This is a genomic window from Maribellus comscasis, assembly GCF_009762775.1.
Classification (GTDB): Bacteria; Bacteroidota; Bacteroidia; order Bacteroidales; family Prolixibacteraceae; genus Draconibacterium; species Draconibacterium comscasis.
The window spans coordinates 6,834,517-6,860,713 of sequence record NZ_CP046401.1; the positions used below are offsets into that span (position 1 = coordinate 6,834,517).

The window sequence follows — 26,197 nt, forward strand, 5'->3', positions numbered from 1 at the left end:
TTTTCAAAATAAAATGAGTTTTATTGGATGTGAGTTTGTCCTCCAAAACAAAAGGTGATCAAAAAAGATTGTGTTTGCGCTTTTAAGAGTAATTCCACAAATAGAAATCAATATCAAAATAATTCAGGAATTTCTTTTGATGCAATTAATATTGAATGATAAAAAGAGTTATATCGTCGTTCTGTTTTTGCTCTCCCTTGTAATCTTCAAGCTTCTGTTCTATTTCTTTAACCAGTTCGTTTGGCGTTGTTGAGGTCGCTTCCCAGATAATTTTTTTTAACCCGTCCAAACCCAGTTGCGCATTCTTTTCGTTAAGTTGTTCGGTGATACCATCGCTATACAAAATAATTTTGTCGCCTTTGCTTATTTGAATTTTCCGGTCAGTGTATTCTTTATCTGGGTAAAGTCCGAGGGGCAAACCATGAGAATGATTCAATTCTGTAATTTGTCCATCCTGTTTTACAATTAACGTGGCCGTGTGTGCCGCATTGCTATAATTTAACAGTCCGGTTTTAACATTTAAAACGCCTACAAAAAGAGTAAGAAAGAATTGATGCTGATTATTTGTATAAATTTCACCACTCGCTTTTTTTACAATATTTCTGGCTCTTTTCACCGTTGTACTGCTTTTTATTATGGTTTGTGCAATACTCATAAAAATAGCAGCAGGAACACCTTTCCCGGAAACATCGCCAATCGTAAAAATCATATTTTCATCATCAATAAAAAAGTAATCAAACAGATCACCACTTACAATTCTCGCCGGTTTGTAAAGAGCAAATAAATCGACGTTATGTTTTTCAGAGAAGGAAGAATAATCTGTTTTTATTAAACTTTGCTGTATTTCTGACGCTTGTTCCAGGTCCTGTATTTGCCTGGCGCTTCTCTTTTTTTCCTGCGACTGAGAAATTCGGTAACTATCATACCAGTTCTTCAAATAATCGAGACTTTCAGATATTAATTTTACTTCATTTAGGGTGTTTATCGTTGTTTGTCCTGAAAGATTGCTAAATCTTTTAAGTTGTGTGGTCACTGTACTTAAAGGTTCTACCAATTTGCCTGTAATATAAGTTATTATAAAATATATAACCAAAATTCCGATTACAGAGAAAAAAAGCAGCTGCAGAAGCATCACATACAAAGGTTGAAACAGTTCACTATAAGGCAAAACAAAAACCAGTAACCAGCCGGTTTCTTTAACAGTTGTATAGTAAACCCAGGTTTTTTGGTAGTCCAGTAAATCTGAAAAAGCGGTAGTAATTCCTGTTAATTGGTTTGAAAGTATTTCTTTCACATCTACCTTTTCTTTATCGTATACCCGGTCAGAAAGTGTATATAAATTTCGATTTAAAATCCATTCTTTGTTTGGATGAGTAATGTAATCGCCCTGCTCCGAGGCTAAAAAAGCATAGCTATCTTTCACATCTCCTATTTCAGTTGCATTTATCAATTTGTTTAATTCCAGAAGTGATAATTCGCAAATAACTTCACCTCTTCTTTTAAGCACATTACTTTCATCATTGATTTCAATTGGCGACACATAGGATACAATAACAACATCAGTTTCAGGACAACGGAATGGTTTTGTCCAACCTGGCTTTTCCTGCATAATTACCTGGTGAATCGACTCTTTCTCAAACGCACAATGATAAAAAGGCTTATTTCCCTTTCTGAATGTAATGCTGTCTTTTTCCCGCGCAGAAACAAAATTATGATAGTTTTGGTTTGGTACGGTAGAATCAATATTTATATGTATAGCATTAATAAAAGGGTATTTGGCAATTATTGAATTAATAAAAAGATCCACATCGTTATGCAATCCATAATATAATATTTGCTCAGAAATATTACCGGCTATCTCGCGTGTGGAGACAACTTGTTTTTGAACCTGCATAATTATTTTCGAGCTTTCAACGATGGCCTGACTTTCAATGTTTTCTTTTAACAATTGCTTGTCAAAAACATACGAAACAGCTATAAAAGCTATAAAAACAATAATTACTGCAAACGAAACAAATATACTTAGTCTGTATGAAATTGATTTATTAATCATTCTCACTACAATTTACCGCTTTTTACAATTTAAGGAATATTTTTCAAAATAACACTTAATCCAAAAAGTTTAACCATTCACGTGTTCCTTTATACCGGCATGAAAGTGTAGCAATTTCGGAGGCTTTTTTCAATGCCTTTTCAAAGTTATTATATTGAACAAAATAATAGCAGAAAGCTCCGTGAAGAAAATCGCCTGCACCAAGGGTATCAATCACTTGATTACCTTCTACCGGTATTTTTTCATAAGTATTATTATTGTAAAGGAGTATCGGTTTTTCGCCTCTAGAAATTGCAAAGTATTTTACATTTTTTTCTTTTAAATAAGAAAGAACCTGTTGATTATTATTTGTGAATTGTGGATAAAAATTATTTGAACAAATGGCTATATCTGCAAAATTAAGAAGTTCCTCGTATTGAGGTTTCCAACTTCCACAGTCAAGAACTATCGGGATATTTCTTGCTTTAGCAATTTTTGCACATTCTATACCAACTTCAGGATAAAACCCATCAAACATTACTATATCAGGAAGTTCCGATTCAATTAAATATTCTGCAGCTATTTTTGGACAAATTGCTTTCGGATGATGGGTAAAAATATTACGATCTCCATTTTTTAAGGAGCTTACAACCAATGCAAGAATGGGGCTAAACTCCTCCCCCTCCATCAAATCAGTCAGGTTTACGTTTACCTGATGAAAATCGTTTTTTACAAAATCACAAAAAGGATTTTTCCCAACGGCTGAAATAAGGCTTGCGTTGCCATTCAGTTTGGCAAAAACAACGGCTGCATTTGTTGCCGGCCCACCAACCAGAATATCGGGAGGCTGAGATTTTAATTTAACATTTGACACAGGGAATTCTTCGACAAAATACTGAATATCAATAGTTGTTAAGCCAATGAAAAGTCCCCTGCTTTTTTTCATAAAACGGAAATCCTGCTATTTTTTATAATCAAAAAAATCGAAATCATCAGAATAAATATCCTGTACAATTTTTTTTGTCTCAGGTGTAAAGTATTCTTCCCATGATTTATGTTTTGATGCATTGGTAATTTTCAATTTGTAATTCCTCAGATTCATCATTTTACAAAATTCATCAAAATCTTTTTGAAGATTTTCCATGCGCAAAACTGTTTCTACTTCAGGATCTCCATTTTTGTTATAAATCCAAAATACTTGTGGCAAAAAATGAAGCTGTTTTTCTGAAGCTTTTTCCAGGCCATTTTTTACAAAATCGTCGAAATCGTTGTATCGGGCGACAAACTTTTCACGGTCGGCCAAATCGTCTTTGTGAGTGGTTTTTTCCATCAGATAATAATAGGACGAAACCAAACGATCGTAAGGATTACGGGAAATACAAAATGCGTGAATTTTTTGTTTGCCCCTGTGGGCTGCCAGCAACCTTTTATTTCTTCGCCTGATGTTATGTGTAATTACTTTTATACCTTCTTTTCGGCATAACGGACGAATACTGTTGCCGGCATTTTTGGGTATGTGTACAAAAAATATTTTTCTTTTTGAAGAAAACAGCATACTAGGTATTCATTGCACCGCAAACCTGAATAACCTGTCCGCTGACATAGGAAGATAAATCAGACGCAAGGAATGTTGCAACTCCTGCCACTTCTTCCGGAGTACCACCACGTTTTAACGGAATTGACGCTTCCCATGCTTTTCTGGCATCTTCCGGAATTTTACCTGTCATTTCAGTAATGATAAACCCAGGTGCGATTGCGTTGGAACGAATTCCCCGAGACCCTAATTCGCGGGCTACTGACTTGGTAAAACCAATAATTCCGGCTTTTGAAGCAGAGTAGTTGGCTTGTCCGGCATTTCCACTTACACCAACCACCGAACTTAAATTAATAATTGAGCCCGACCGTTGTTTTAACATCGTGCGCTGGGCTGCTTTTGTAAAATTAAATACCGATTTAAGATTTACATTAATTACGGCGTCCCATTGATCTTCTGTCATACGCATTAAAAGTGTATCCTTGGTAATACCTGCATTATTTACTAAAGCATCAATCCTTCCAAAGTCTTTTACAATTTCGCTAACAACTTTATCAGTTTCCTCAAACTTACTGGCATCCGAAGCATATCCTTTAGCCTGCACACCGAAGGCTTTTAGTTCTTCCTCGGTAGCTTTCATATTTTCGTCTTCAAACAAATCAGTAAAAGCAACATTACACCCTTCCTGTGCAAATTTTATTGCTATCGCTTTCCCAATCCCGCGTGAAGCGCCGGTAATTATAGCTGTTTTTCCTTCAAGTAACTTCATGATTTTTAATTTTAGTTGCGCAAATATAATTGTTCTTTGCTTTTATTAAAAAGTTGAACACTTTAAATCCTTCAAATACGGGTTGAAATCCTTGTGGCATATTTAAAGTTCAAACCAATAGTTGAAATATTCAAAACAATTCTTTCTCAAGCAGCGCCAAAATTTCTCCTGCTTTCCCTTGCAAATGAATATCGGTAACCTGCTCTGTAAATAGTGATTCTTCGGGGTTTATTTCAATAATGGTGGCCCCGTTTTGTTTGGCTGTTCTGGGAACATACGAGGCGGGAACTACTTCTCCGGTTGAACCGATTATAATACAGACATCAGCTTTTTCTGCATCGGCGAACGAATTCGAATATGCATCGTGAGGAATTCCTTCGCCAAAGAAAATAAAATCGGGTTTTAAAATTTGATTGTCGCTTTTACAACGTGGCGGAATATTTTTAAGATCATACTCGCTGGCATCATAAATTTTTGCACACTTCAAACACTTTAACTTTTTTGAGTTTCCATGAAATTCGTGTACTGTTTTGTTTCCGGCATCAAAGTGAAGATTATCGATATTCTGGGTAATTACAGAATTTAGCAATCCTTCCAGCTCCATTCGGGCAAGAACTTCGTGTGCCTTGTTTGGTTTCGCATAAGCAAAAAAGTCATAAAAAATTTCGCGAATATGTATCCAACATTCTTCTTCGTTGTTTAAATAATACCCCAAATCCAGAACTTCGGGATTGTATTTATTCCACAAGCCATGTTCCCCTCTAAAAGGGGGCACACCGCTTTCTACTGAAATGCCGGCGCCTGTAAAAGCGATCGTAAATTTCGATTCTTTTATTATTTCTGCCGATTCTTTTATAAGAAGATTCATTTTTAATCTGTTTTTTCCTGTTTAAAACTAATCAAAATAATGATTTATCTTTGCGGAAAGATTTTGAAAATGATAGATCAATCAACCATATGCGCTATTTCAAGCTCGCCCGGAACAGGAGCTATTGCGGTAATTCGCCTTTCAGGAAGTGAGGCGATAAGTATTACTGATAAAGTTTTTCAGAGTCCGAAAAAAGGCAAAAAACTAGTTGCCCAAAAGCCAAATACGATGCATTTTGGACAAATTGTATTTAAAGATGAAGTAGTTGACGAAGTTGTTGTTTGCCTGTTTCTTGAACCGCATTCTTTCACCGGCGAGAATATTGTTGAAATTTCCTGTCATGGCTCCACATTTATTCAACAAAAAATACTCGAAATCTTGGTTGAAAATGGTGCCCGGCTGGCACTGCCCGGCGAATTTACACAACGTGCTTTTTTGAATGGAAAAATGGATTTATCGCAAGCCGAAGCGGTGGCCGATGTAATTGCGTCGTCAAATGCTGCATCGCATAAACTGGCTTTAAACCAGATGCGGGGTGGTTTTTCCAAAGAAATTAATGAGCTGAGAAGTCAGCTTTTGCATTTTACAGCTATGGTTGAACTGGAACTGGATTTTAGTGAAGAAGATGTGGAGTTTGCCGACCGCACTGAACTAAAAAATCTGACAGAAAGAATAGAAAAGTTACTGCGAAAACTTAAAAACTCATTTCAACTGGGCAATGCCATAAAAAACGGAATTCCCGTGGCCATTATCGGAGAAACAAACGTTGGCAAATCAACGTTATTGAATGCGCTTTTAAATGAAGATAAGGCTATCGTTTCTGATATTCACGGAACCACGCGCGACGTAATTGAAGATGTTGTAAATATTCACGGCACAGCATTTCGTTTTTTTGATACCGCCGGAATCAGGGAAACAGAAGACCAGATTGAAAACCTTGGAATAGAACGCACCTACAGTAAACTGGAGCAGGCTACAGCTGTTTTGCTTGTGGTGGATACAAATAACCCCTACCCGATAGTTTTTGGGCGAATCAATAAAATCAGAGAGCGGGTTACCAACGGACAAACGTTAATAATTGTCGCAAATAAAATTGATACCGGGCAACGGGAAACCATACAGGAATTGGAGCTGCTGGATTTAACAGACGATGAAAAAATGGTTTTTATTGCGGCAAAAAATAAGGACAACCTCGATGAGTTGATTGATTTGATGATTCATTCCGTCAATATAGAAGCCGCCAGTCAGGAAGACATAATTGTAACCAACGCGCGCCACTACGAAATACTAAAGAATGCGCACGAAGCAATTCTTCGCGTTCTTCAGGGACTAGAGAACGGAATTACAGGCGACTTTCTGGCACAAGACATCCGGGAATGTTTACATTACTTAGGTGAAATTACCGGAGAAATATCTACCCATGAAGTGCTTGGCCATATTTTTAAAAATTTCTGTATCGGAAAGTAACAAGAGAAAACAAAAGAAACTAAATGACAATATATGAGATATTTACAATAAATATCACAAATCAAAATTTCCTATTATTTACTTTTTATATCTAATTTTTTGCTATATTTTTACAACTCAAAGCACTAAAGTTGTAAAAAATGAAAATAAAGCTACGACAAAGAAATTTAAAGGATGGAAGAATAAGCTTATTCCTTGAATATTACAAAGGTTACACTAAAGACAAGGATGGAAAGATAAAACACAACCGGGAATTTGAAAACCTGGAGATTTATCTAACCGATACCCCAAAAAATCAAAAACAAAAACAACAGAACAAGGAAAAGCTAATTCTTGCCGATAAAATTTTAACTCAGAGAAAAGCAGACTACAACGCCGGAAAGTTTGGCTTTCAAAATACTTCAAAAATCAATATAAACTTTATTGAGTATTTCAATAATATGACCGAAGAAAGATTTGAAAGCACCGGAAATTATGATAATTGGAGAAGCACATACAACCATTTGGTTAAATACTTTGGAGAAAACATCACATTTAAAAATTTTGATGGGGAAAAATTAAAATCATTCAAAAGTTATTTGGATTACACTGCGACAACCCCGCAAGGCAAACCTCTCTCAGCAAATACCAAACAATCCTACTTTTCAAAAGTTAAAGCGGCACTAAACCAAGCATTCAAAGAACGCATTATTTATGAAAATCCGGGAGATTTAGTTAAGGGGTTCCCAAAAGCAGAAGTAGAGAGACCATATCTCACTCAAAGTGAAGTACAAAAATTAGCCTTGGCAGAATGCAGGATTCCTGTTTTAAAAAAAGCCTTTCTATTTGCCTGTTTGACAGGACTCAGGTACTCAGATATAGAAAAACTTCTTTGGAAGGAAGTCCGAGAAAATGAGGATGAATTGAGGATAGTTTTCACACAAAAGAAAACCGATGGACTTGAATATTTATACATAAGTAAAAATGCCAGAGAAATTTTAGGTAAAAGAAAAGCACCTGATGATACGGTGTTTGATGGACTAAAATATTCTGCGCAAACTTCTAATATTTTAATGAAATGGGCTTATAAAGCTGGTGTACACAAAGAATTTACATTTCATTCGAGCCGACACACGAATGCAATTCTTATGCTTGAAAATGGAGCAGATATCTACACAGTTTCCAAAAGGCTTGGGCACAAAGAACTAAGAACAACCGAAATTTATGCTAAGATTGTTGACAAAAAACAAAAAGAAGCTGCCAGTATTATACCCCAGATAAATATATCGTTATGAGTAAGCCTGTTATAAACATCATCTTTATTGTAGCATTTGCATATCCGACATTGAGGTTCCTTTACAAATATTTAATTCTATTACTGTTTTCTGTAATTAAACGAGAAAAATTTGAATGGAATAAAGAAATTGATAAACCTCGAATTCTATTTTACATGGCTTTTTCTTTTTTAGCTGGGCTTTTGTGGTACATATTAGTTTTTCAAACTATACAACCTCTGGGCAAATTGCAAATTCTTTCAGATATTATACAAAGTATCTTTATCATAGGAGCGATACGCATAAGTCTGATTTTAAGTGAAACATGGACAAAGCGATTTGATGAGATATCAATCATTAGAGAAATTAAAAGCTTAGTTTCAACTCAATTACGCTGTATTATTGGAGATGACAACAAAATAAAAGAGTTGCACCATGCCCTAAATGATAATTATATAAACTGTACTTTCCCGTCGTTCTATGCCTTTATAAAACAAAAGCCTTTAGGAAAGCTTCCTAAAATAATTTGGATTGATTTTTTCAGGAATAAGGCCAACAGGCAAACACTTATAGAACTGGTTACAAATTTATTCCCCGGCCTTTATAAAAAAGACGGTTCATTAGATAGAATAACATTAGAAAGCGTTATTCATGATTATTTCTGCGAAGAAGATGGCTCTCCCATTATTCTGGGGAAAAAGCCTATTGATAAATTTATAGAAAAGACAACTGAACCAAAAGAGAAAATCAAGGCACTTATAAAAGGCGTTATATCAGCAAAATAAAAGCCATCCCCCATCTTAATACCCATTACGTCCCCCTTCTCCCCGTTGTTATATACTTTGCTATTCTTTTCCTTTGGTTCCAGATATCTAAAAAAGGAAAACGAAAGCTTTCGTTCATTATTCACTAAAAAAATAACAATGAACGAATTTAAAATTGCAGAAAAGCTTGACCGTATCGAGCGATTAATTATTTCGAACAAAAAGGTACTGACATTTGATGAAGCGTGTGAATACACAGGCCTGTCACGTTCCTATTTATACAAACTAACTTCTTCCGGGAGAATACCATTCTCTAAACCAAATGGAAAAATTATTTTCTTTGAAAAAGAAAAATTAGACAACTGGCTTCTTCAGAATAGTCATAAATCCGATGACGAAATAGAAGAGGAATCTCTTAGCTACATCATAAAAAAGAAAAAAGCGTAAAGCCCTACCCTTACGCTAAATCTCAATTGATTTTCCTAATTCAGAAAACCTGATGTGAAAGATACAGGTTTTCGACAAACTATTGAACAAATGGATTCAAAAGATAACTTATATGTCGTTGAAAATCCGAAAAAGAAAACAATCTTCGATTATACAGCAGAATATTTATTTGAGAAATACGACATCCGGTACAATGAAGTCTCGCATGATTATGAAATTTCATTGAAGGAAGAAAATAACTGGCATATACTTAACGTCAACTCGCTGATAATAGAATTGGCTAAGGTTAGTATTGATGTAACGCCCAAGAAGCTGGAAATATTTATTAAATCGGATTGGATTGAAAAGCATAACCCTATTCAAAATTATTTCAATTCGTTACCAATTTGGAACGGCATAGATTATATCAAGAAATACTGTTCTTATGTACCAACCTTTGAAGACGAAGCATTTTTATATCATTTTCGTAAATGGTTGGTTCGTACTGTAAGGTGTGCACTCGAACCAGAATATTTTAACAAACAGGCATTTATTATTAGCCATCGCGGACAAAGTTCCGGCAAATCGACTTGGTGCCGGTTTCTTTGCCCGCCAAGATTATCTGCTTACATGGCCGAGGATATAAGCAACGATAAAGATGCCAGAATCCAGCTAAGTCGGAATTTTCTGCTGAATCTGGATGAATTGGCCGTACTGAGCAGGAAAGACATAAACGCTCTAAAAGCCTTCTTTAGCAAAACCTTTATCAATGAGCGCTTGCCTTATGACCGCAAAAACACAACGTTGCCCCGGATTTGCTCATTTATTGGTTCTACAAATATGACCACATTCCTGAACGATGAAACAGGCTCTGTGAGGTGGCTGTGTTTTGAACTCCGTGACACAATAAATTTTGCCTACTCGAAAGAAACCGACATTGATAACATTTGGGTGCAAGCTTATCATTTGGCTTACAAAGAACCGGGGTTCAATCCAGAATTAACGGTAAATGATGTGAACGAAAATGAAGAGCGCAACAAGAAATATACCCGGTTAACAACAGAACAGGAACTCATTGCCAAGTACTTCGAAAAATCGCAAGACATGGCCGACTTCGTTACTGCCTCTGATGTGTTGAGTGTATTAGGCCCCCTAAATTTCAGGTTAAACCACATTAATATCGGGAAAGCTCTGTCAGGGTTCAACTTTCAACGAATTAAGCATCCCCGGAAACAAGTTTGGGGATATTTGGCAAAATCAAATTTCAATCAGGATTGAAATGTTTGTGTTCAAAAATACGATTTAAAGTTACCTACCTACCTTAATATACCGAGGGTGGCGTAAACAAAAGGGCTTCTACAGGTAAGAATATTACCATTCTTCTTACCTGAACCTTACCTAAGTTACCCAAAAGGTAAAACAGGTAAGTTAAAATAAGTGTCTACCTATGTTCTAACCGGCTGATTATCTACACAAAGGTAAGTAGGTAGGCAATTTTCAACATTTTAAAGTATTTGCCGATGAAAAAAGAAAAATTACAATGCGATACAGCGCGGGAGATTACGATAGTCGATTTTCTGAAAGAAAACGCAGTTTTACCCCAACGGGAGAACCACAAAGAAGCCTGGTTCCTTAGCCCGCTTCGGGAAGAAAAAGAAGCATCTTTTAAGGTTTCAAAGCTGCTAAACCGATGGTACGACCATGGGCTTGGCCGAGGCGGAAATATAATTGACCTGGTCATTGCAATGAACAACCAATGCAGTATCCGGGAATCACTTTCCATTCTAAACAAAATTGTACCATCTTTTTCTTTTCAGAAGCAAGAAATTCTTGCAGTTCCTGAAAAGCAAGGCGAAATCAAAATTCAAAGTGCCCGTAATTTACAGCACCCGGCATTGATTACTTATTTGAGAAGCCGCCGAATCAATCCTTCAGTTGCAACCCAATATGCAAAAGAAGTACATTATTCTTTCAGGAGCCGTACCTATTTTGCCATTGGATTAGAAAATATTTCCGGAGGCTGGGAACTCCGAAATCCGTATTTCAAAAATGCAGCTTCGCCTAAAGACTTTTCTTATTTCAATACCGGGAAAGAAATGCTGAGTATAACGGAAGGCATGTTTGACTTTTTCAGTTTGTTGATGCTTTATCCGCGCTTACCACACAAGTCGGATTTTCTGATTTTGAACTCGGTTTCTTTTATTAACCGGATTCAAAAAGTTGCACTGCCATATTCAAAAATTGGTCTTTACCTTGACAATGACCCGGCAGGGAGAAAAGCAGCAAAACGGTTACTGGCCAACCTGTCGAACAGTGTCGATATGTCTGCCCTTTATGAGGAAAAAAAAGATTTAAACCAGCTATTGACCGCTCCAATCCAACGACAGCGGAGGCCTGTGCGGTAAGCTATTTCAAGAGGTGTCAATGTTGCACAATTGACCTCTTGCTTTGCTCCTAAACTCGCAAAGGGAGGAAAATCAAAGATTTTCCTGGCAGCCATTTTAACGGATAAATGATAAAATTATGAAAACAAAATATATTTCATTCAGGGTAAGCAATATTGAAAAGAAGGCAATAACAATAGCTGCAAAAGAAACCGGGCTAAACACCAGTGAATTTGCAAGGCGTGCTGCCCTGAACATGAAAGTTACCCTACGGTTTTCACCGGAAGAAATGGAGATTTATAAGAACCTGCATGTTTTCCACCGGAATTTTAAAGCGATAAGTAACCTAGTTAAAAGCGATTATTTCAGGAAGAATGATACTATCCTCCTGGAATTGGAAGAAATGATAAAACAGATAAAAACCCACCTTGAAAAGTTTGAACAATGATTGGAAAAGCCAAAAGCATATCACACATTTCTAATGCCGTAAACTATGCAAAAAACAAGAAAGGGGCATTGGAAATCAACCGGCACAATGTTGCGGGCGAAACAGGAACAGAAATCGCACAGGAATTTCGGGTATTTCAAAACCTGAATGCCCGATGTGAAAGAAATTCGTTTTCCATCGTGCTTAGCCCTGCTATCCCGGATGGACAGAAACTTACAAACGGGGATTTTGTTCAGCTTGCCAATGATTTTTTGTTAAAGATGAACCTGAAAGAAAATCAACATATTACATTCCTGCATTCTGACAAAAACCACAAGCACCTGCACATTTTTGTTAACCGGATTGATTTTAACGGGAAAGCATATAAGGACAACTACATCAGCAAAAAAGCCCAACGAATTGCAGAAAGCATTGCCAAAGACTGGAAATTTACCACAGCAAAAGAAGTTCAGCAACAAAAAGAAGACCTGTTATCCCGTCAGGTTATAGACGCACACGAAAAAGCTTTGCAACAAAAACCACGGAACATTTTTGAATATGCAGAACTGATGAAACCGTATGGTATAAACACACAATTAAAGCAGGCTTCCGACGGGAAAGTTGTTGGCATAAAATTCCTGATTAATGAAAATTCAATTAAAGCCAGTTCAGTACATCGTTCGTTCAGTGCAGCAAACCTACAGAAATTAATACTGCAAAGCTTACAAGCATACAATACCCATAAAAGAAATCAACAATACAATTCGAATAAAAAACAAAGGTTTAGGTTATGAGAAAAAATTTATCGCAACAGAAATTATTGGAAATATTAATAGTTGAAATTGAAATACTTCAACAAAACAGCAAGAACATTAAAGAGGTTGCCCCGGAAATTGCCCGGCAACTGCATGAGCTAAAAAATACCAAATTAAAGTTTGACCTAAATACAGACAAGCTGGAAGAATTACTCGAAGATCATAAACAAAAACTACAGAAAAGTGTGGTTATACCAAGGTGGTTTTTATGGTTGATTGCTAGTGTTTTATTGGCATCTATTGCTAATTGGTTTGTTTAGATTACCTAAACTAAATTTATTTTTACATCTTTTTATTGTAACTGCTTTAGGATAGATTACATTATTCACCTTTTTTCATTTTACCATGCGTCTAATAATTAAACCATCAAAATTTTCATCTTGGCTGTTGTGCCACTCTAACCAAATATAAAGTATTATTTGTAGTGTAACTTATTTTGCTTACTCGTAACGCAACGCTTGAACTGGGTTTCTTGTAGCTGCTTTCCAGCTTTGCCAGCTTACTGTTAGTAATGCGATTCCCAATGTCAACAAACCGGCCAATGCAAAAATCCACCAGCTTAAAGTGGTTTTGTAGGCAAAATTTTCGAGCCATTTATTCATGGCATACCAGGCAATGGGGCAGGCAACTACAAAAGCAATGGCTACCCATTTTACAAAGTCACGGTTTAGCATAGCAAGTATTTCTGAGATTTTTGCGCCGTTTACTTTTCTGATGCCAATTTCTTTTATTCTTGTTTCAGAAAGGAAAACGGCCAAACCAAAAATTCCCATACAAGCAATTAAAATGGCAATACATGAGAAAATAAATATGATTCGACTAAATCTGGATTCCTTCTGGTATAATTGGTTATAAAAATCGTCGTAGAAAAAATATTCAAACGGGCTGCCCGGAACAAAATTATTCCATTGTTCCCCGACAAATGAAACGGTTTTTGTTACACTACGCGTGTCCAGTTTTAAAGTAAGATAATTGCTACCTTCTTCGTTTATGTATAAAAATAATGGTTCTACATTTTCATGCAACGATTTGAAATTGAAATTGTGTACAATACCGGTGATGTGTCCCTCTTTCCCGTTTCGGCAGGCAAAAATTTTTCCAATGGGTTGTTCCCAACCTAATTTTTTTACTGCAGCCTCGTTCAGCAGATATTGTGTTCCGTTATAGGGGCACGCATCGTCGCCTGGCAGATAACCAGCCTTCATTTGTACTCCGTAAGTTTTAATAAAGTCTTTATCGATTTCCAAATAAGTCATGGTTTCAGAACTTTGTTCGGTTTTTCCTTCATAATCGATTGAAGTGACCCAAAGAAGTTTTCCGGGAAGATCGGAAGTTATGCTGGCAGATAAAATATTTGGATTGGTAAGCAGATCCTGTTTAAACGGTTGTATTCTTGTGCGAAGATCCTGGTCATTGATCGGAATAGTCAGCAACTGTTCTTTTGAAAATCCCAAATTTTTGTTTTTAAGCAAGTTCATTTGGCGAGTTACAAAAAATGTTGCTGTAATGAGGATTATAGAAACGGTAAACTGGGCGAATACCATTACCCCGTGCATCCCAATATTTCTTTCATTTTTTATTCCGTTTTTTTTCAGTGAGGCCACCGGTTTTAAACGTGCCGCGAGCCATCCTGAAGAAAGGCCTGTTGTTAATACAATAAATAAAAAAATCAGGGTTAATTTCAGATAAAAACGAAAGTCCAGGTTACCCAAATTAAGTTCAGCACCAACCAAATGTGTAAACCTGGGGAGCGATAGCCAGACAACAACGGAAGAAATCAAAACTGAGAACATCGTAAGAACAAATGCATTTGACAAAAACAGGCGGATTAGCTGTGTGGGCCCTGCTCCCATTACTTTTCGAACCCCTAGTTCTGTTGAACGTTTTTTATTTAACGAAAATGAAAGATTGATATAATTGATACAAGCAATAATAAGAATAAGTATAGCAATAGCGCCAAAAATAAATACAGTGCGGATGTCACCATTAGGCTGATACTCTCCTCCTTTGTTTGAATAAAGGTGGATTGATGTAAGCGATTGAACATGAAATGATACCCCAAAATCTGCTCCTCCGTAATAATCAGTCGCTATTTTACTAATAGCATTTTCAAATCGATCTCTGTCTATCCCTGAATAAGCAAGCAGGTATGTAAAAACAGAAGTGTTCATTTGATTGGTCAGGAAATCGTCTCCGAAAAAGGCTCTGGAAGTGGGCATGGAAACAATCATTTCACACGGAAGATGTGAGTTTCCAGGAACGTCATTAATAATACCGCTCACTGTTAAATCTGCTTCCCGGTTATAACTGATGGTTTTCCCCATTGGATTCTCATTTCCAAAATATTTTTCAGCAATGGATTTTGAGAGTACAACCGAATTAGGGGTTTCCAGAACAGTTTGAGGATCTCCTATGAGAAGAGGAAAAGTATATACATCAAATATTGATGCATCCGCTAAAACAATATTTTCTTCAAAAAAACTATTTTTGCCATAGCTCACTAACCCTTTCGCCACTCTGGCAATTCTGACCGTATTTTCTATCTCCGGAAATTTATCCTTGAGAAAAGCCCCCAAAGGTGTTGGTGTCTTAACCCAGTCTTGTGATTTTCCTTCCCGGACAAACGTATTGTATACACGGTAAACTCTGTCAGCATTTTTATTGTACCGGTCAAAATTTAGCTCGTTTTGTACATAAACAAGAATGAGGCATACAGCTACAATGGCCAGGCTTAGCCCAAACAGATTGACCAGCGAAAACAATCTTTGTTTCCGGAAATTACGTAATGCAAAAAGAAAATCATATTTTATCATACCCTTTAATTTTTAATTATTCATACCTGAGTGCTTCTACAGGGTTTCTGGTTGCAGCCCGCCAGCTTTGCCAGCTAACAGTTAGCAACGCAATTCCCAAAGCCAATATGCCGGCTAAAGCAAAAATCCACCAGCTTAAGCCGGTTTTGTATGCAAAATTTTCGAGTAACTTATTCATTACAAACCAGCTTAGAGGCACAGCCAGTCCAAAGGCAGTAACAATAAGTGCAACGTAATTTTTGTTTAACAACATTAATATTTCGCTAATAGTTGCACCGTTTACTTTTCTCACACCAATTTCTTTTACCCGGTTATCAATGGAGAACTTACTAAGCCCAAGTAATCCGAGTAAAGCAATAAGAATGGTTACTACAGAAAAAAACTGAACTAATCTCTGAATGCTTAATTCAATACGGTAAGCCTGATCAAACTGCTGGTCGAGAAACGAATATTCAAAAAGGGAATTGGGAACAACATTCTCCCATTTTTCGGCTATTTCTTTGATTGTTTCTGAAATGTTAGTGCCGCTGGTTTTTACAAGCAGGTAGTTAAAATACCCGTCCCACGATTTGTTGGTTATTATCAACGGTAGTATGGAACTCCGCAGTGAGGCAAAGTTAAAATCTTTCACGACACCAATAATTGGGTGAACGCCGCCCCGGCGTATGGTTTTACCAATCGGATCATCCCATCCCATCTTTTTTACCAGGGCTTCGTTTACCAGATAGGCATTATCATCGGTTCCCATTTCCTGTGAAAAATTCTCCCCTTTTGTTACGGAAATATTTAACATGGACAAAAAATCTTCATCTACATCAATTACGTTTATCAGTTCCGGAGTTGCTTTTCCTTCAGGGAAATACCCGTTACTCGTTAGTCCATCGTATGGAACTTCCGAAACGGCACAGCTGTTTTTAACTCCACTGATTTTTGCTATCTCCTGTTTTAGTAGATCAGCCTTTTTACGGAGCTCTGATGTTTGTAAAGGAAGTATCAATACATTTTCTTTATCGTATCCTGAATTAAACCCTTGCATAAAACGGATTTGCTTTTGCAGGGTAAGCGTGGCAACAATAAGCAGGATGGAGATAAAAAACTGGAAAACCACCAACCCGTTTTTTAACGTTTTTCCTGATTTTCCAACCGCAACATTGTTTTTTATAATTTTTGAAGGCTGAACTGATGAAATAAAAAGCGAAGGAAAAAATGCAGACAACAGCGTAACAATCAAAATAGTACAAACAATAAGCAGGGCATAAGCAAAACCTGATTCAGCTATAGTTGGAATGGGTTTCCCGGCCAGTTGCTCAAACCAGGGATGGAATAAACTGACAAGGGCGAGTGCAATCAGTATGGAAACAGAAATTAAAACAGCTATTTCAGTTAACAAGTATTTTATTGTCCGGGATCGGCTGGCGCCATGTATTTTTACCAGCCCCATTGTTTTTAATTGTTTCCCCGCGTTGGCAATAAATAAATTAATAAAGTTGATAATTACTACAACAAGCAACATTAATGCAATCATTGAAAAAGTAAGTATGCTTGTTCTCAGCCAACCCGAATCTGCATTATGGTGTAAATGAATATCAGGCAAGGGCTGAAAATAAATTTCATCTTTAATGTTAACCTTTTCATAATCCTTGTTTATGTATTTCCACATGAAAGTGTCGGCTTTCGCACTTAATGTAGTAATGTCGGTCCCCGAAACCAGTTTTATATAATGGATGTACTGGTTGCCACCGTTCCAGCCCATATACACATTTTTCTGTTTGTACCTTGTGCTGAACGAAATAAGCATGTTAAACCTAACATCTGTATTCTTGGGAGGATCTGCAGCGACTCCGGTAATGGTATAGTTCTGATCATTGAGAATCAGTTGTTTTCCAACCGGGTCGTGGTTTCCAAACAGGCTTTCCGCCAGTTTTTCAGTCACCACTAGCGAATACGGATTCTCCAATGCTTTTTGCGGATCGCCTTCTTTTAGGTTAAAGGAGAATAGTTGAAAAAAACCGGAACTCGCATACCGATAGTGTTCAATTTTGAATGGAGAATTGTTATAATAAAAAATATCGCTTTTCGGATAAGAAATGGTAGCATATTGCTCTACACCGGGGAAATCCTGCTTTAGTGCAGTTCCCATTTCTGAAGTATACACATACGTTTCATCTTCGAATTTATCCTTTTGATAACTTTTAACGGCTACCCTGAAAATCCGGTCCTTATCTTTCTGAAACGAATCGTAACTATATTCATTAAGCAAATACTGAATAAGAAAAAAAGTAACACACAAGCCCAGTGAAAACCCTATGATATTTATAAAGGTTATGCTAAACGATTTCTTTAAACTTTTTAAAACAAATTTGATGTTCCACATATCATTATACTTTTATTTTTTTCTATTCCGATGCTCGTATCTTTTTTGTCCCAGATTAAAGTAAAAACCAAAATGATGCTTTGGTCGGGATCTCCGCTCTCCTCTATTCATATCGGAGAGCCTCAACAGGATTCCGCGTAGCCGCCCTCCAACTTTGCCAGCTTACGGCTAGCAACGCAATTCCCAAAGCCAGCAAACCGGCCAGCGCAAAAATCCACCAGCTTAAAGTGGTTTTGTAAGCAAAATTTTCAAGCCATTTTTGCATTATACCCCAGGCAACCGGAGTAGCGACAACAAATGCAATAAGTACCCAACGAATAAATCCTTTGTTTAGCAATGATATCACTTCGCTTACTTTTGCTCCATTTACTTTTCTGATTCCAATTTCCTTGGTCCGGTTAATAATAAAATGTGATGCCAGGCCATAAAGCCCCAGACAAGAGATCAAAATTGCCACAAGGGTTAGCCAGGAAAATACGGTCATATCTTTTTCATTTTGCCGGTACAATCCGGCCATATGCTGATCCATAAACCGGAAATCAAAGGGTTCATCAGGAAATAGATTCTCCCATTTTTTCTGAATTACCTTGACGTTCTTGAGTTCCGCTCTTAAAAAAACATAGGAAGGTTGCCCTTCAAGTAGCTCAAATTTTAAAGGTTCAATGGGGTTATTTAGTGCATCAAAATGAAAATCCTTAACTACTCCAATTATCTTTTGTGGAGGAGTTTCATCCAATATTTTCCCAACCGGATTACTCCACCCCATAGCTTTTACATATGCCTGGTTGATAATAACAGATTTATCCTTATCATTGGAATTAGTTCGTGAAAAATTACGGCCTTCAACCATTTCAATGCCAAACAAATCAATATAATTCTCATCAATTTGTGGTTGATTCAATACAAACTGTACATCATCACCATTGTCGTCTTTAACCGCCATAATTGCTTTCATCCAGTTGGAAGTTGATCCAAGATTGGTTCCACCTCCTCCAAATGCCATCGATTTCACCTCAGGCAATGCCGAAAACTCCTGTCGTATAACTTCCTTCCCCGGAAATTTTTCAGGTTCAGGAGGAATTGAAACGGCCATAAGCTGCTCTTTGTTAAACCCAAGCTCTGCATTCTTCATAAACCGAATCTGGCTCCATATCATAAATAATCCGGCAATCATAACAATGGCAACCGCATTTTGAAAAGTAACCAGTGTTTTACCGAATAAACCAAATCCTTGTTTTTTAACGGAGGAGACTTTGGTGGTTTTAAATGCAGGATACAAACCTACCATTACACCAAAAGCAACAAAAAAACCAACGATTGGAATAGCTATCCTAATAACAGAAGACAGATCGAAATTTTTCTCAAACAATTGATTAAACATCGGGAAAAGCAAAGAAGCCAGTCCGATTGAAATAACAGCCGCAAAAAAAACGTTCAGAACCGATTCGCTGATGATATGATAATAAATCCATCTTTTTCCACATCCGATGGTTTTACGAATGTTAAATTCATGTTCCCTCTTTTCCAGTTGTGCCAACGTCAAATTATTGTAATTGATTCCGGCAATAATGAGTATTAATAAAGCAACCACAGAAAAGGCGTAAACGGTTGTTTTGTTTCCTTTAGGCGAATCAGCAAGTAAAGAATTATCAAAATGAATACTTTGCAGCGGCTGCAGATGATGAACCAATTTAAAACCACCAATTTCTTTTAACAGATCAGCATATTTTTCATCTGTTAATTTTTCAATTTTACGTTTTAGCCCGGTAACATTAGCACTTGTCATTTTAAAGTAGACAAAGTACTCGCCCCAGTCAACAAGTTCGCCGATACCGTCAAAATCCGAAGGGATAAGAGCAGAAAACCGCAGGTCGGTATTCGTGGGTAAATCTTTTATTACACCGGTAATCTGGTAGTCTTTTTTGTCGATGGTAACTTTCTGCCCCAATGGAGATAAATCACCCAAAATATTTTTGGCAAGTTTTTCTGTTAAAACAATTGTATTGGGTGATTTTAAAAATTCAGACGGATTTCCCATTAATGCAGGATAGGCAAATAGCTTAAAAATGGAAGGCGTAGCAGCTCTTACATTAATATTTTTATATTCATTTTCTCCAAACTTAAGCGTGGCACCTCCTTCCGTCTCAACGCAGGTAAAATCTTCAATTTCCGGGCAACTGTTTTTTAGTATTTGGGCAAAAGGAGGATTTGCCAATGCCATGTCAGTGGTTTGTCCGGAGGGTGAAGTTAACGAAGTTGTAAGCCGGAAAATCCGGTTGGCATCAGGATGATAATTGTCATACGTAACTTCATTTTCAACATAAAGTGAAACAAAAATAAAGATTATCATAGCTACCGACAGGCCAACCAAGTTCAGGAAAAAATCAAGTTTATTTTTCCTGACAACACGTAAAATATTATTTATGAATGTATTCATCTCCAGATATTTATTTTATAATTATACTTTAAACTTCAATACTCAAGTCCTACTCATAACGTAGTGCCTCTATCCCGAGCAATCGGGATTTCAGCCTTACTCATAGCGTAAGGCTTCAACCGGGTTTCTCGTGGCAGCCCGCCAGCTTTGCCAGCTCACAGTTAACAAAGCAATTCCCAACGCCAGCAAACCGGCAAGTGCAAATATCCACCAACTCAAACTCGTCTTGAAGGCAAAGTTTTCGAGCCACTTATTCATGGCGTAATATGCAATTGGCGTAGCAATAATAAATGCAATTATTAGCCACTTTACAAAATCTATATTGAGCAAAGCCAATACCTCTGAAATGCTGGCGCCGTTTACTTTACGGATACCTACCTCTTTGGTGCGGCGTTGTACTGAAAATGCAATATGAGAAAACAACCCGAAGCATGAAAGCAAAACTGCAACAAGACAAAAGGCAGCGATAATTTTTGAAAGGCGTTCTTCTCCCCCGTACATGGCATCAAATTTATCGGCAACGGTAAACAACTCAAAGGGTTTTCCTCCTGATATTTCCCCCCATTCACTTTTGATAATCGGTAACGCTTTTGCCTCGTATCCCGGCTTCACGCGAAAGACCATGTATTCAGGATAAGCATTTTTCTTATACCTGTAAATCATTGGTGGAATTGCCTGTGCCAGTGAATTTATATTTACATCTTTCAAAACACCAATAACCGGCACTTTATAATCCTTTGAAAAAATGGCCATTTGTTTGTTTTCTATCGACTTCCATCCCAGTTTCTTTTTTAAAGTTTCATTAATTAAAATGCCCTCTGCGTCTGAGGCCAGTTCTTTAGAAAAATTGCGTCCTTCTACCACTGGTTGTTCCATCACACCTGCATAGTTCTCATCTATCCCAACAGATATGGTCGTATAAGAGTTAAAATTTTCAGGGTTAAATACAGTGAACCCGTTTTTGTAAACTGTTCCGGGAATGGCTTCTGTAGCTGCAATACCTTTAATGCCATTTTGAATTCCCCGCTTTTGTATTTCCTGCTCCAGTATCGGTGCTTTCTCTTTAATATTATTAGTTTCCCCGTTTAGCTGACTTATATTAACTGCAATCAGTCCATTTTTATTGAACCCCAAATCATGGTTTTTCATAAACGAAATTTGCTTAAAAACAAACAGCGAGGCTATAATAAGCATTGTAGCAATTGAAAGCTGCGCTACAACCAATGATTTACGAAATACGTTTCCTGATGGATTGTATCCCTTTTTTCCTGACAGTAATTCTACAGGTCTTGGACGGGAAATTACCATAGCCGGATACAAACCGGACAATAACCCTGAAATGAGTATGATTCCCAACAGAATAAACCAGACCGATGGATTGGAAAATAAATCGTAACCTTTCATTAATGCCAGCTTTTGAAAGGGGGGAATGAGAAGCCTGGTTAATAATAATGCTATTCCCATTGCAACAACCGTTTTAAAAAAAGTTACGATAAGAAATTCTGTTGCCAGACTCCGATGCGATGCTCCCAACACCTTGTATATTCCGGTTTCTTTTACATTCTTCTCTGTTTGACTAATAGACAGATTGACAAAATTGATACAGGCAATAACAATTATAAATCCAGCTATAACACCCAATACCCAAATCAGAACAAATGAAACCGGAGTCGATATCGGATTTTCAATATCTGTACGAAAATGAGAGCCTTTTAAGGGAATAAGTTGAAAATCATAACGCCCGTCAATATATGGTGCTTTATGTCTTTCAAGAATGGTATTTATTTTTTGTTCCATATCTTCTTCTTGTCCCGTGTTTTTCATTTTGGCAAGAATGTGATAGCCTCCCCACCACCATAATTCTTGCCAGTTGGCTTGATTCATCGATTCCCAGGGAAGATACATTTCGAAATCAAAATCGCTGTTTACCGCAGGATTTTGAATTATCCCCTCAACTGTAAAAATCTTCTCTCCTCCATAATTTTCAACTGTAAACATTTTGCCCATTGGATTTTCCTGCCCAAACAATTTTTGCGCACACGCCCGGGTAAGTACCGAACTTCCTGGTTCAGACAAAACTGTTTCTGAACCAACCAAAAATTTTGTCCCTAACACATCAAAAATATTAGCATCGGCAACAGCAGCCCTGATACTAAACTTGGTCTCGCCACTGGTAACCGGATAGGAATAAGATGATAGCGCGGCAATCTCGCCAACCCCGGGATAATCATCACGGATTGCCTGTGCCAAAGGCAAAGGAGTGCCAAACGACAAACTTCCGTTGTTCCTGTCCTTTTCAACAACACGGTAAATTTTTTCTTTTTCAGGAATGTGATTGTCAAAGGAAAGATGATATTGCAGATACAAAATTATCAACAAACTCATTGCCATACCAATAGATAAGCCGGCAATATTTAGCAAGCCATATCCTCCTTCTTTTTTGAAAGAATGTTTTAAATGCTTAAAAATATTCATCATGGTAATAAAAGATTTTATTCCCTTAAAAATTACTCATATCTGAGTGCTTCAACCGGGTTCCTTGTTGCAGCCCGCCAACTTTGCCAGCTAACGGTTAGTAATGCAATACCAAGTGCCATCACTCCGGCAAGTAAAAATCCACCAGCTTAAATTGGTTTTGCAAGCAAAATATTAGATCCTTTTTCATAACTATCTATGTAACACCCAAAACATTAATGTTTTATCAATAAAAATGCCTTTTTACTAAACTACTGAATTACAAAATCTTATAAAAGTATTAATATGAACAAGTGTCAACTTATTTTACACCGGGTGTATAATTTTTAGTCAGGTTATAAATCATCAGACATTGAAAGATAAATAATATTTTGTGAGGCTACTGATTATATGTTAAAACCAATCATTTAGGAAAAACTTGTGAATTTGACAAAAACAATTTAGTTCAATTAATTAATTCCATAATAAGTTGAACAAAGTTTTTTATCTTTACTGCCCTATACAAATGCCCCTACCTTGGGTTATTGACAAAAAAATTAAGTACAGAATTATGACTAAAGCTGACATTATAAATAAGATAGCCTCCGAAACTGATATTAATAAATTACAGATAAGTAAAACCATTGAGGCGTTTATGGATATCACAAAAGATTCTCTGGGTAAAGGTGAAAATATCTATTTGAGAGGATTTGGGACGTTTGAAATTAAGAAGCGTGCAGAAAAGAAAGCAAGGAACATTTCAAAAAATATTACGATGGTAATTCCGGCCCACAATATTCCTTTCTTTAAACCCAGTAGGCATTTCATTGAAAAAAGTAAAAAACAGTAACAAATTAAATTGATTTTACTTTTAAAAATAATCCACAATCATTAATTAAAATACATTTCGAATGCCCTTGGTTCCGTAGAATTTTTTTCTCCAAAATTGAAGGAAGTCTTAAGTGTAAAGACAATTAATTTTATTACAGGAATATGCTTTTTTTGTTCTCTTTTTAACATTTAAGTTTGTTTATACAGCAAAGTTTCAACAGAATTTCTTGTAGAGCCCACCAGCTTTTACGTAGCTTCAAAACTCTTTCATATTCCTTTTAAGAAGAATAACTAAAATATTGACGAAGTTTTTTATTGTATTAAACAAAAATGTTATAAAAGTATTGTACGAAAATCAGGAATTGAGGGGCTTCACCCCTTTCACAAAATATCAACATTTTCGAAAACCCGCCAATATCAATACTCAATCTTCTTTTGAAGATGTTGATTTAATAACGATATTTGTGACAGAATTATGGTTAAATTAAAAGAAACACTTCTACGTCCGAAAGGGAGACGATTAGAGTTCAAGGCGACAATGCCGACCAATGCTGAATTGGCCAAAACTATTGTTAATTTCGTCAATATTCAGGAGATGCGATCGACATTTCTTGAAAGAATCTTTATTTTTAAGTAAAATTCTTAATTTTCTAAATCTTCTTAGGGATTAAGCTTAAAAGGCTTTACAGAATATAATTGAACCCAGAGTAGAAAAGAAAACAGAACTCATGATTGAAGATAAAAACAAAGATTACAAAAGTCTTCGCAAAGTTACGGGCAGGTCAGCCGATTTAAAAAAGCTGGCCGAAACCTGTGTTTGTTTTGCCAATGCCCAGGGAGGTGAAATTATCATCGGTATCGAAGATAAAGAGGATTTTCCCCCGGCCGGACAAAAAATAGAACAAACAGTGGTAAACGATGTTGTAAAAAAACTTCGTGGCTTAACGGACGGAGTTGGCATTGTTAATCCCGAAATAATTACGCATGATAATGGAGGAGAATATTTTATTTTACGCATTCTACCATCAACACGTACCATTGCAACCACTTCATCCGGCAAGGTTTTTATCCGAATCTCCGATAACTGTTTCCCGGTTGGCAACGAAGAACTAACCGACCTGGCAGCAGAAAAAACAGCGTTCCAGTGGGAGCTTATCACTGCACGGAAAATTACGCTGAACCAAGCAGAGCAGGATAAAATAACTTCACTTGTTGCCAATTTAAAAGCCTCTGATAAAGTTTCCGATTTTATAAAAAGCAAAAGCGTAGAAGAGATACTTGAATATTATCAGTTACTTTCAGACGAAGGTTATTTGACTAATCTTGGAGTCTTGTGGCTTGGAAAACCACAACAAAGGGCTGGTCTGAGCTATCCTGTTACCGTTCAATATATTGTCTATAATGAGAAAGAGGAGAAAATAAGGAAAAAGGAATGGCATTTTCATTTACACAATCCCATGGAACTGCTATTGGAGATTGAAAAGGAAGCTATTGAATTGACTTATAGTACCGAGCTCCCCGATGGGCTTTTTCGTAAGACAATCCGTCAATATGCACCCGAAGTTATCAGGGAATTGTTGATTAATGCCATCGCCCATAAAAAATATACCATTTCAGGCGATATTTTTATCGAGGTCTTTCACGACAAGATGACCATAACCAGTCCGGGTGGATTCCCGCTTGGCATAACAAAAAATAATATTCTGCACGAAAGACACAGAAGAAACCCGCATTTAATTCAACTGTTAAGCCATTTAAAATTAATGGAAGGCGAAGGTTCCGGCTACGACCTGGTTTTTGAAAAACTGAGCCGAGATGCCAAACCTCTCCCTGAAATAGAAAATGAATATACCAAGGTTGCTGTAACTGTCTATGCCGGTTCGGTTAATCCTGATGTGATTTCAATACTGGATTACATCGATAAACATTTCCGGCTAACGCAAAAAGAATATATTACACTTGGGATAGTTGCTACCGAGAAAAAGATACTTTCTACTCAGCTTTCCGGGAAATTACAATTGAACCAGGAAGATAAAATGCGTTCCTGGATAGGCTCATTAATCGATAAAGGGATCCTGGTTAGCCAGGGTATAAAAAAAGGAACGGAATACCTTTTAAACCCGGCATTGTTTGCCCAGGCAAAATTGGATATTACACCATCGTTAAAGACTTTAGAACCGTATAAAATTGAAGCATTAATTATTGAAGATTTGAAATACAACGGCAAAAGTAAATTATCGGAAATTCAGGAACGGTTGAAAGAAATTCCAAAATCAGATATTCAAAAAGCCGTTTACAGGATGGTTGAAAGTGAAGATTTAATAACAGAAGGAGCCAAAAGAAACAGGACTTATAACTTGTTCAAAAAAAAATAAACAAAAAATAAAACAAAAAATAAAACAATATTAACTACTAACATACAACACATTACGTTATTTTTGCATCGTGTAAACAAATAAATAAAACAGACTTAATCAGATTAAATAATTCCCCCCCTACCATAAAAATTGGCAACATTTCTGAAAGACAAGCCCCTGAGAGGATTAAAA

General features: G+C 36.7%; 20 protein-coding genes. 11 read left to right on the forward strand and 9 right to left on the reverse strand.

The window, feature by feature from the left end; genetic code table 11:
- Nucleotides 1-145 precede the first annotated feature (145 nt).
- The 5 genes from GM418_RS27460 to GM418_RS27480 form a co-directional block, all read right to left on the reverse strand.
- Nucleotides 146-2,053: a SpoIIE family protein phosphatase gene (locus tag GM418_RS27460; RefSeq protein ID WP_158870957.1), complete on the reverse strand. Its 1,908-nt coding sequence runs from the start codon at nucleotides 2,051-2,053 to the stop codon at nucleotides 146-148.
- Nucleotides 2,054-2,108: 55 nt separating this feature from the next.
- Nucleotides 2,109-2,978, reverse strand: a complete 870-nt coding sequence (locus GM418_RS27465) for a PfkB family carbohydrate kinase (protein WP_158870959.1) — start codon at nucleotides 2,976-2,978, stop codon at nucleotides 2,109-2,111.
- Between the two features lie 15 nt (nucleotides 2,979-2,993).
- Nucleotides 2,994-3,587 (reverse strand): sulfotransferase family 2 domain-containing protein, encoded by a 594-nt coding sequence (locus GM418_RS27470; RefSeq protein ID WP_158870961.1) that lies wholly within the window; start codon nucleotides 3,585-3,587, stop codon nucleotides 2,994-2,996.
- Nucleotide 3,588: 1 nt separating this feature from the next.
- Nucleotides 3,589-4,335, reverse strand: coding sequence for a 3-oxoacyl-[acyl-carrier-protein] reductase (gene fabG, locus GM418_RS27475; RefSeq protein WP_158870963.1), 747 nt, complete (start codon nucleotides 4,333-4,335; stop codon nucleotides 3,589-3,591).
- Between the two features lie 130 nt (nucleotides 4,336-4,465).
- Complete coding sequence (locus GM418_RS27480; protein WP_158870965.1) at nucleotides 4,466-5,203, reverse strand: SIR2 family NAD-dependent protein deacylase; 738 nt, start codon at nucleotides 5,201-5,203, stop codon at nucleotides 4,466-4,468.
- Between the two features lie 69 nt (nucleotides 5,204-5,272).
- Between GM418_RS27480 and mnmE the strand changes: the two genes are divergently transcribed.
- From mnmE to GM418_RS27525, 9 genes are all read left to right on the forward strand, one after another.
- Complete coding sequence (mnmE, locus tag GM418_RS27485) at nucleotides 5,273-6,670, forward strand: tRNA uridine-5-carboxymethylaminomethyl(34) synthesis GTPase MnmE (RefSeq protein WP_158870967.1); 1,398 nt, start codon at nucleotides 5,273-5,275, stop codon at nucleotides 6,668-6,670.
- A gap of 140 nt (nucleotides 6,671-6,810) precedes the next feature.
- Complete coding sequence (locus GM418_RS27490) at nucleotides 6,811-7,944, forward strand: tyrosine-type recombinase/integrase (RefSeq protein WP_158870969.1); 1,134 nt, start codon at nucleotides 6,811-6,813, stop codon at nucleotides 7,942-7,944.
- The gene (locus GM418_RS27495; RefSeq protein ID WP_158870971.1) at nucleotides 7,941-8,708 is read left to right on the forward strand and encodes a hypothetical protein; all 768 of its coding nucleotides are present in this window, start codon (nucleotides 7,941-7,943) and stop codon (nucleotides 8,706-8,708) included. The genes GM418_RS27490 and GM418_RS27495 overlap by 4 nt, the downstream gene beginning before the upstream one ends.
- Before the next feature lie 138 nt (nucleotides 8,709-8,846).
- Nucleotides 8,847-9,134: a helix-turn-helix domain-containing protein gene (locus GM418_RS27500; RefSeq protein ID WP_158870973.1), complete on the forward strand. Its 288-nt coding sequence runs from the start codon at nucleotides 8,847-8,849 to the stop codon at nucleotides 9,132-9,134.
- A 90-nt stretch (nucleotides 9,135-9,224) separates the two neighbouring features.
- Nucleotides 9,225-10,391 carry a VapE domain-containing protein gene (locus GM418_RS27505; RefSeq protein WP_158870975.1) on the forward strand — a complete coding sequence of 389 codons (1,167 nt, stop codon included), beginning with the start codon at nucleotides 9,225-9,227 and terminating at the stop codon, nucleotides 10,389-10,391.
- A gap of 242 nt (nucleotides 10,392-10,633) precedes the next feature.
- Entirely contained in the window at nucleotides 10,634-11,518 is an 885-nt protein-coding gene (locus tag GM418_RS27510; RefSeq protein WP_158870977.1) for a toprim domain-containing protein, read from the forward strand.
- Nucleotides 11,519-11,636: 118 nt separating this feature from the next.
- Nucleotides 11,637-11,945: a plasmid mobilization protein gene (locus GM418_RS27515; protein ID WP_158870979.1), complete on the forward strand. Its 309-nt coding sequence runs from the start codon at nucleotides 11,637-11,639 to the stop codon at nucleotides 11,943-11,945.
- Nucleotides 11,942-12,718: a relaxase/mobilization nuclease domain-containing protein gene (locus GM418_RS27520; protein ID WP_158870981.1), complete on the forward strand. Its 777-nt coding sequence runs from the start codon at nucleotides 11,942-11,944 to the stop codon at nucleotides 12,716-12,718. The genes GM418_RS27515 and GM418_RS27520 overlap by 4 nt, the downstream gene beginning before the upstream one ends.
- Nucleotides 12,715-12,999: a hypothetical protein gene (locus tag GM418_RS27525; RefSeq protein WP_158870983.1), complete on the forward strand. Its 285-nt coding sequence runs from the start codon at nucleotides 12,715-12,717 to the stop codon at nucleotides 12,997-12,999. The genes GM418_RS27520 and GM418_RS27525 overlap by 4 nt, the downstream gene beginning before the upstream one ends.
- Before the next feature lie 180 nt (nucleotides 13,000-13,179).
- On the opposite strand, the gene GM418_RS27530 is transcribed toward GM418_RS27525, so the two are convergent.
- The 4 genes from GM418_RS27530 to GM418_RS27545 all read right to left on the reverse strand — a co-directional run bounded on the left by GM418_RS27530 (nucleotide 13,180) and on the right by GM418_RS27545 (nucleotide 22,841).
- On the reverse strand, nucleotides 13,180-15,552 hold the full coding sequence (locus GM418_RS27530; RefSeq protein WP_158870985.1) for an ABC transporter permease: 2,373 nt from the start codon (nucleotides 15,550-15,552) through the stop codon (nucleotides 13,180-13,182).
- A gap of 16 nt (nucleotides 15,553-15,568) precedes the next feature.
- Nucleotides 15,569-17,926, reverse strand: a complete 2,358-nt coding sequence (locus GM418_RS27535) for an ABC transporter permease (RefSeq protein WP_158870987.1) — start codon at nucleotides 17,924-17,926, stop codon at nucleotides 15,569-15,571.
- Between the two features lie 103 nt (nucleotides 17,927-18,029).
- The gene (locus GM418_RS27540) at nucleotides 18,030-20,363 is read right to left on the reverse strand and encodes an ABC transporter permease (RefSeq protein WP_158870989.1); all 2,334 of its coding nucleotides are present in this window, start codon (nucleotides 20,361-20,363) and stop codon (nucleotides 18,030-18,032) included.
- A 96-nt stretch (nucleotides 20,364-20,459) separates the two neighbouring features.
- Entirely contained in the window at nucleotides 20,460-22,841 is a 2,382-nt protein-coding gene (locus tag GM418_RS27545; RefSeq protein ID WP_158870991.1) for an ABC transporter permease, read from the reverse strand.
- A 466-nt stretch (nucleotides 22,842-23,307) separates the two neighbouring features.
- On the opposite strand from GM418_RS27545, the gene GM418_RS27550 reads away from it, so the two are divergent.
- Entirely contained in the window at nucleotides 23,308-23,667 is a 360-nt protein-coding gene (locus GM418_RS27550; protein ID WP_246222781.1) for an HU family DNA-binding protein, read from the forward strand.
- 709 nt (nucleotides 23,668-24,376) lie between these two features.
- Nucleotides 24,377-26,023, forward strand: coding sequence for an ATP-binding protein (locus tag GM418_RS27555; protein ID WP_158870993.1), 1,647 nt, complete (start codon nucleotides 24,377-24,379; stop codon nucleotides 26,021-26,023).
- Nucleotides 26,024-26,197: the final 174 nt, after the last annotated feature.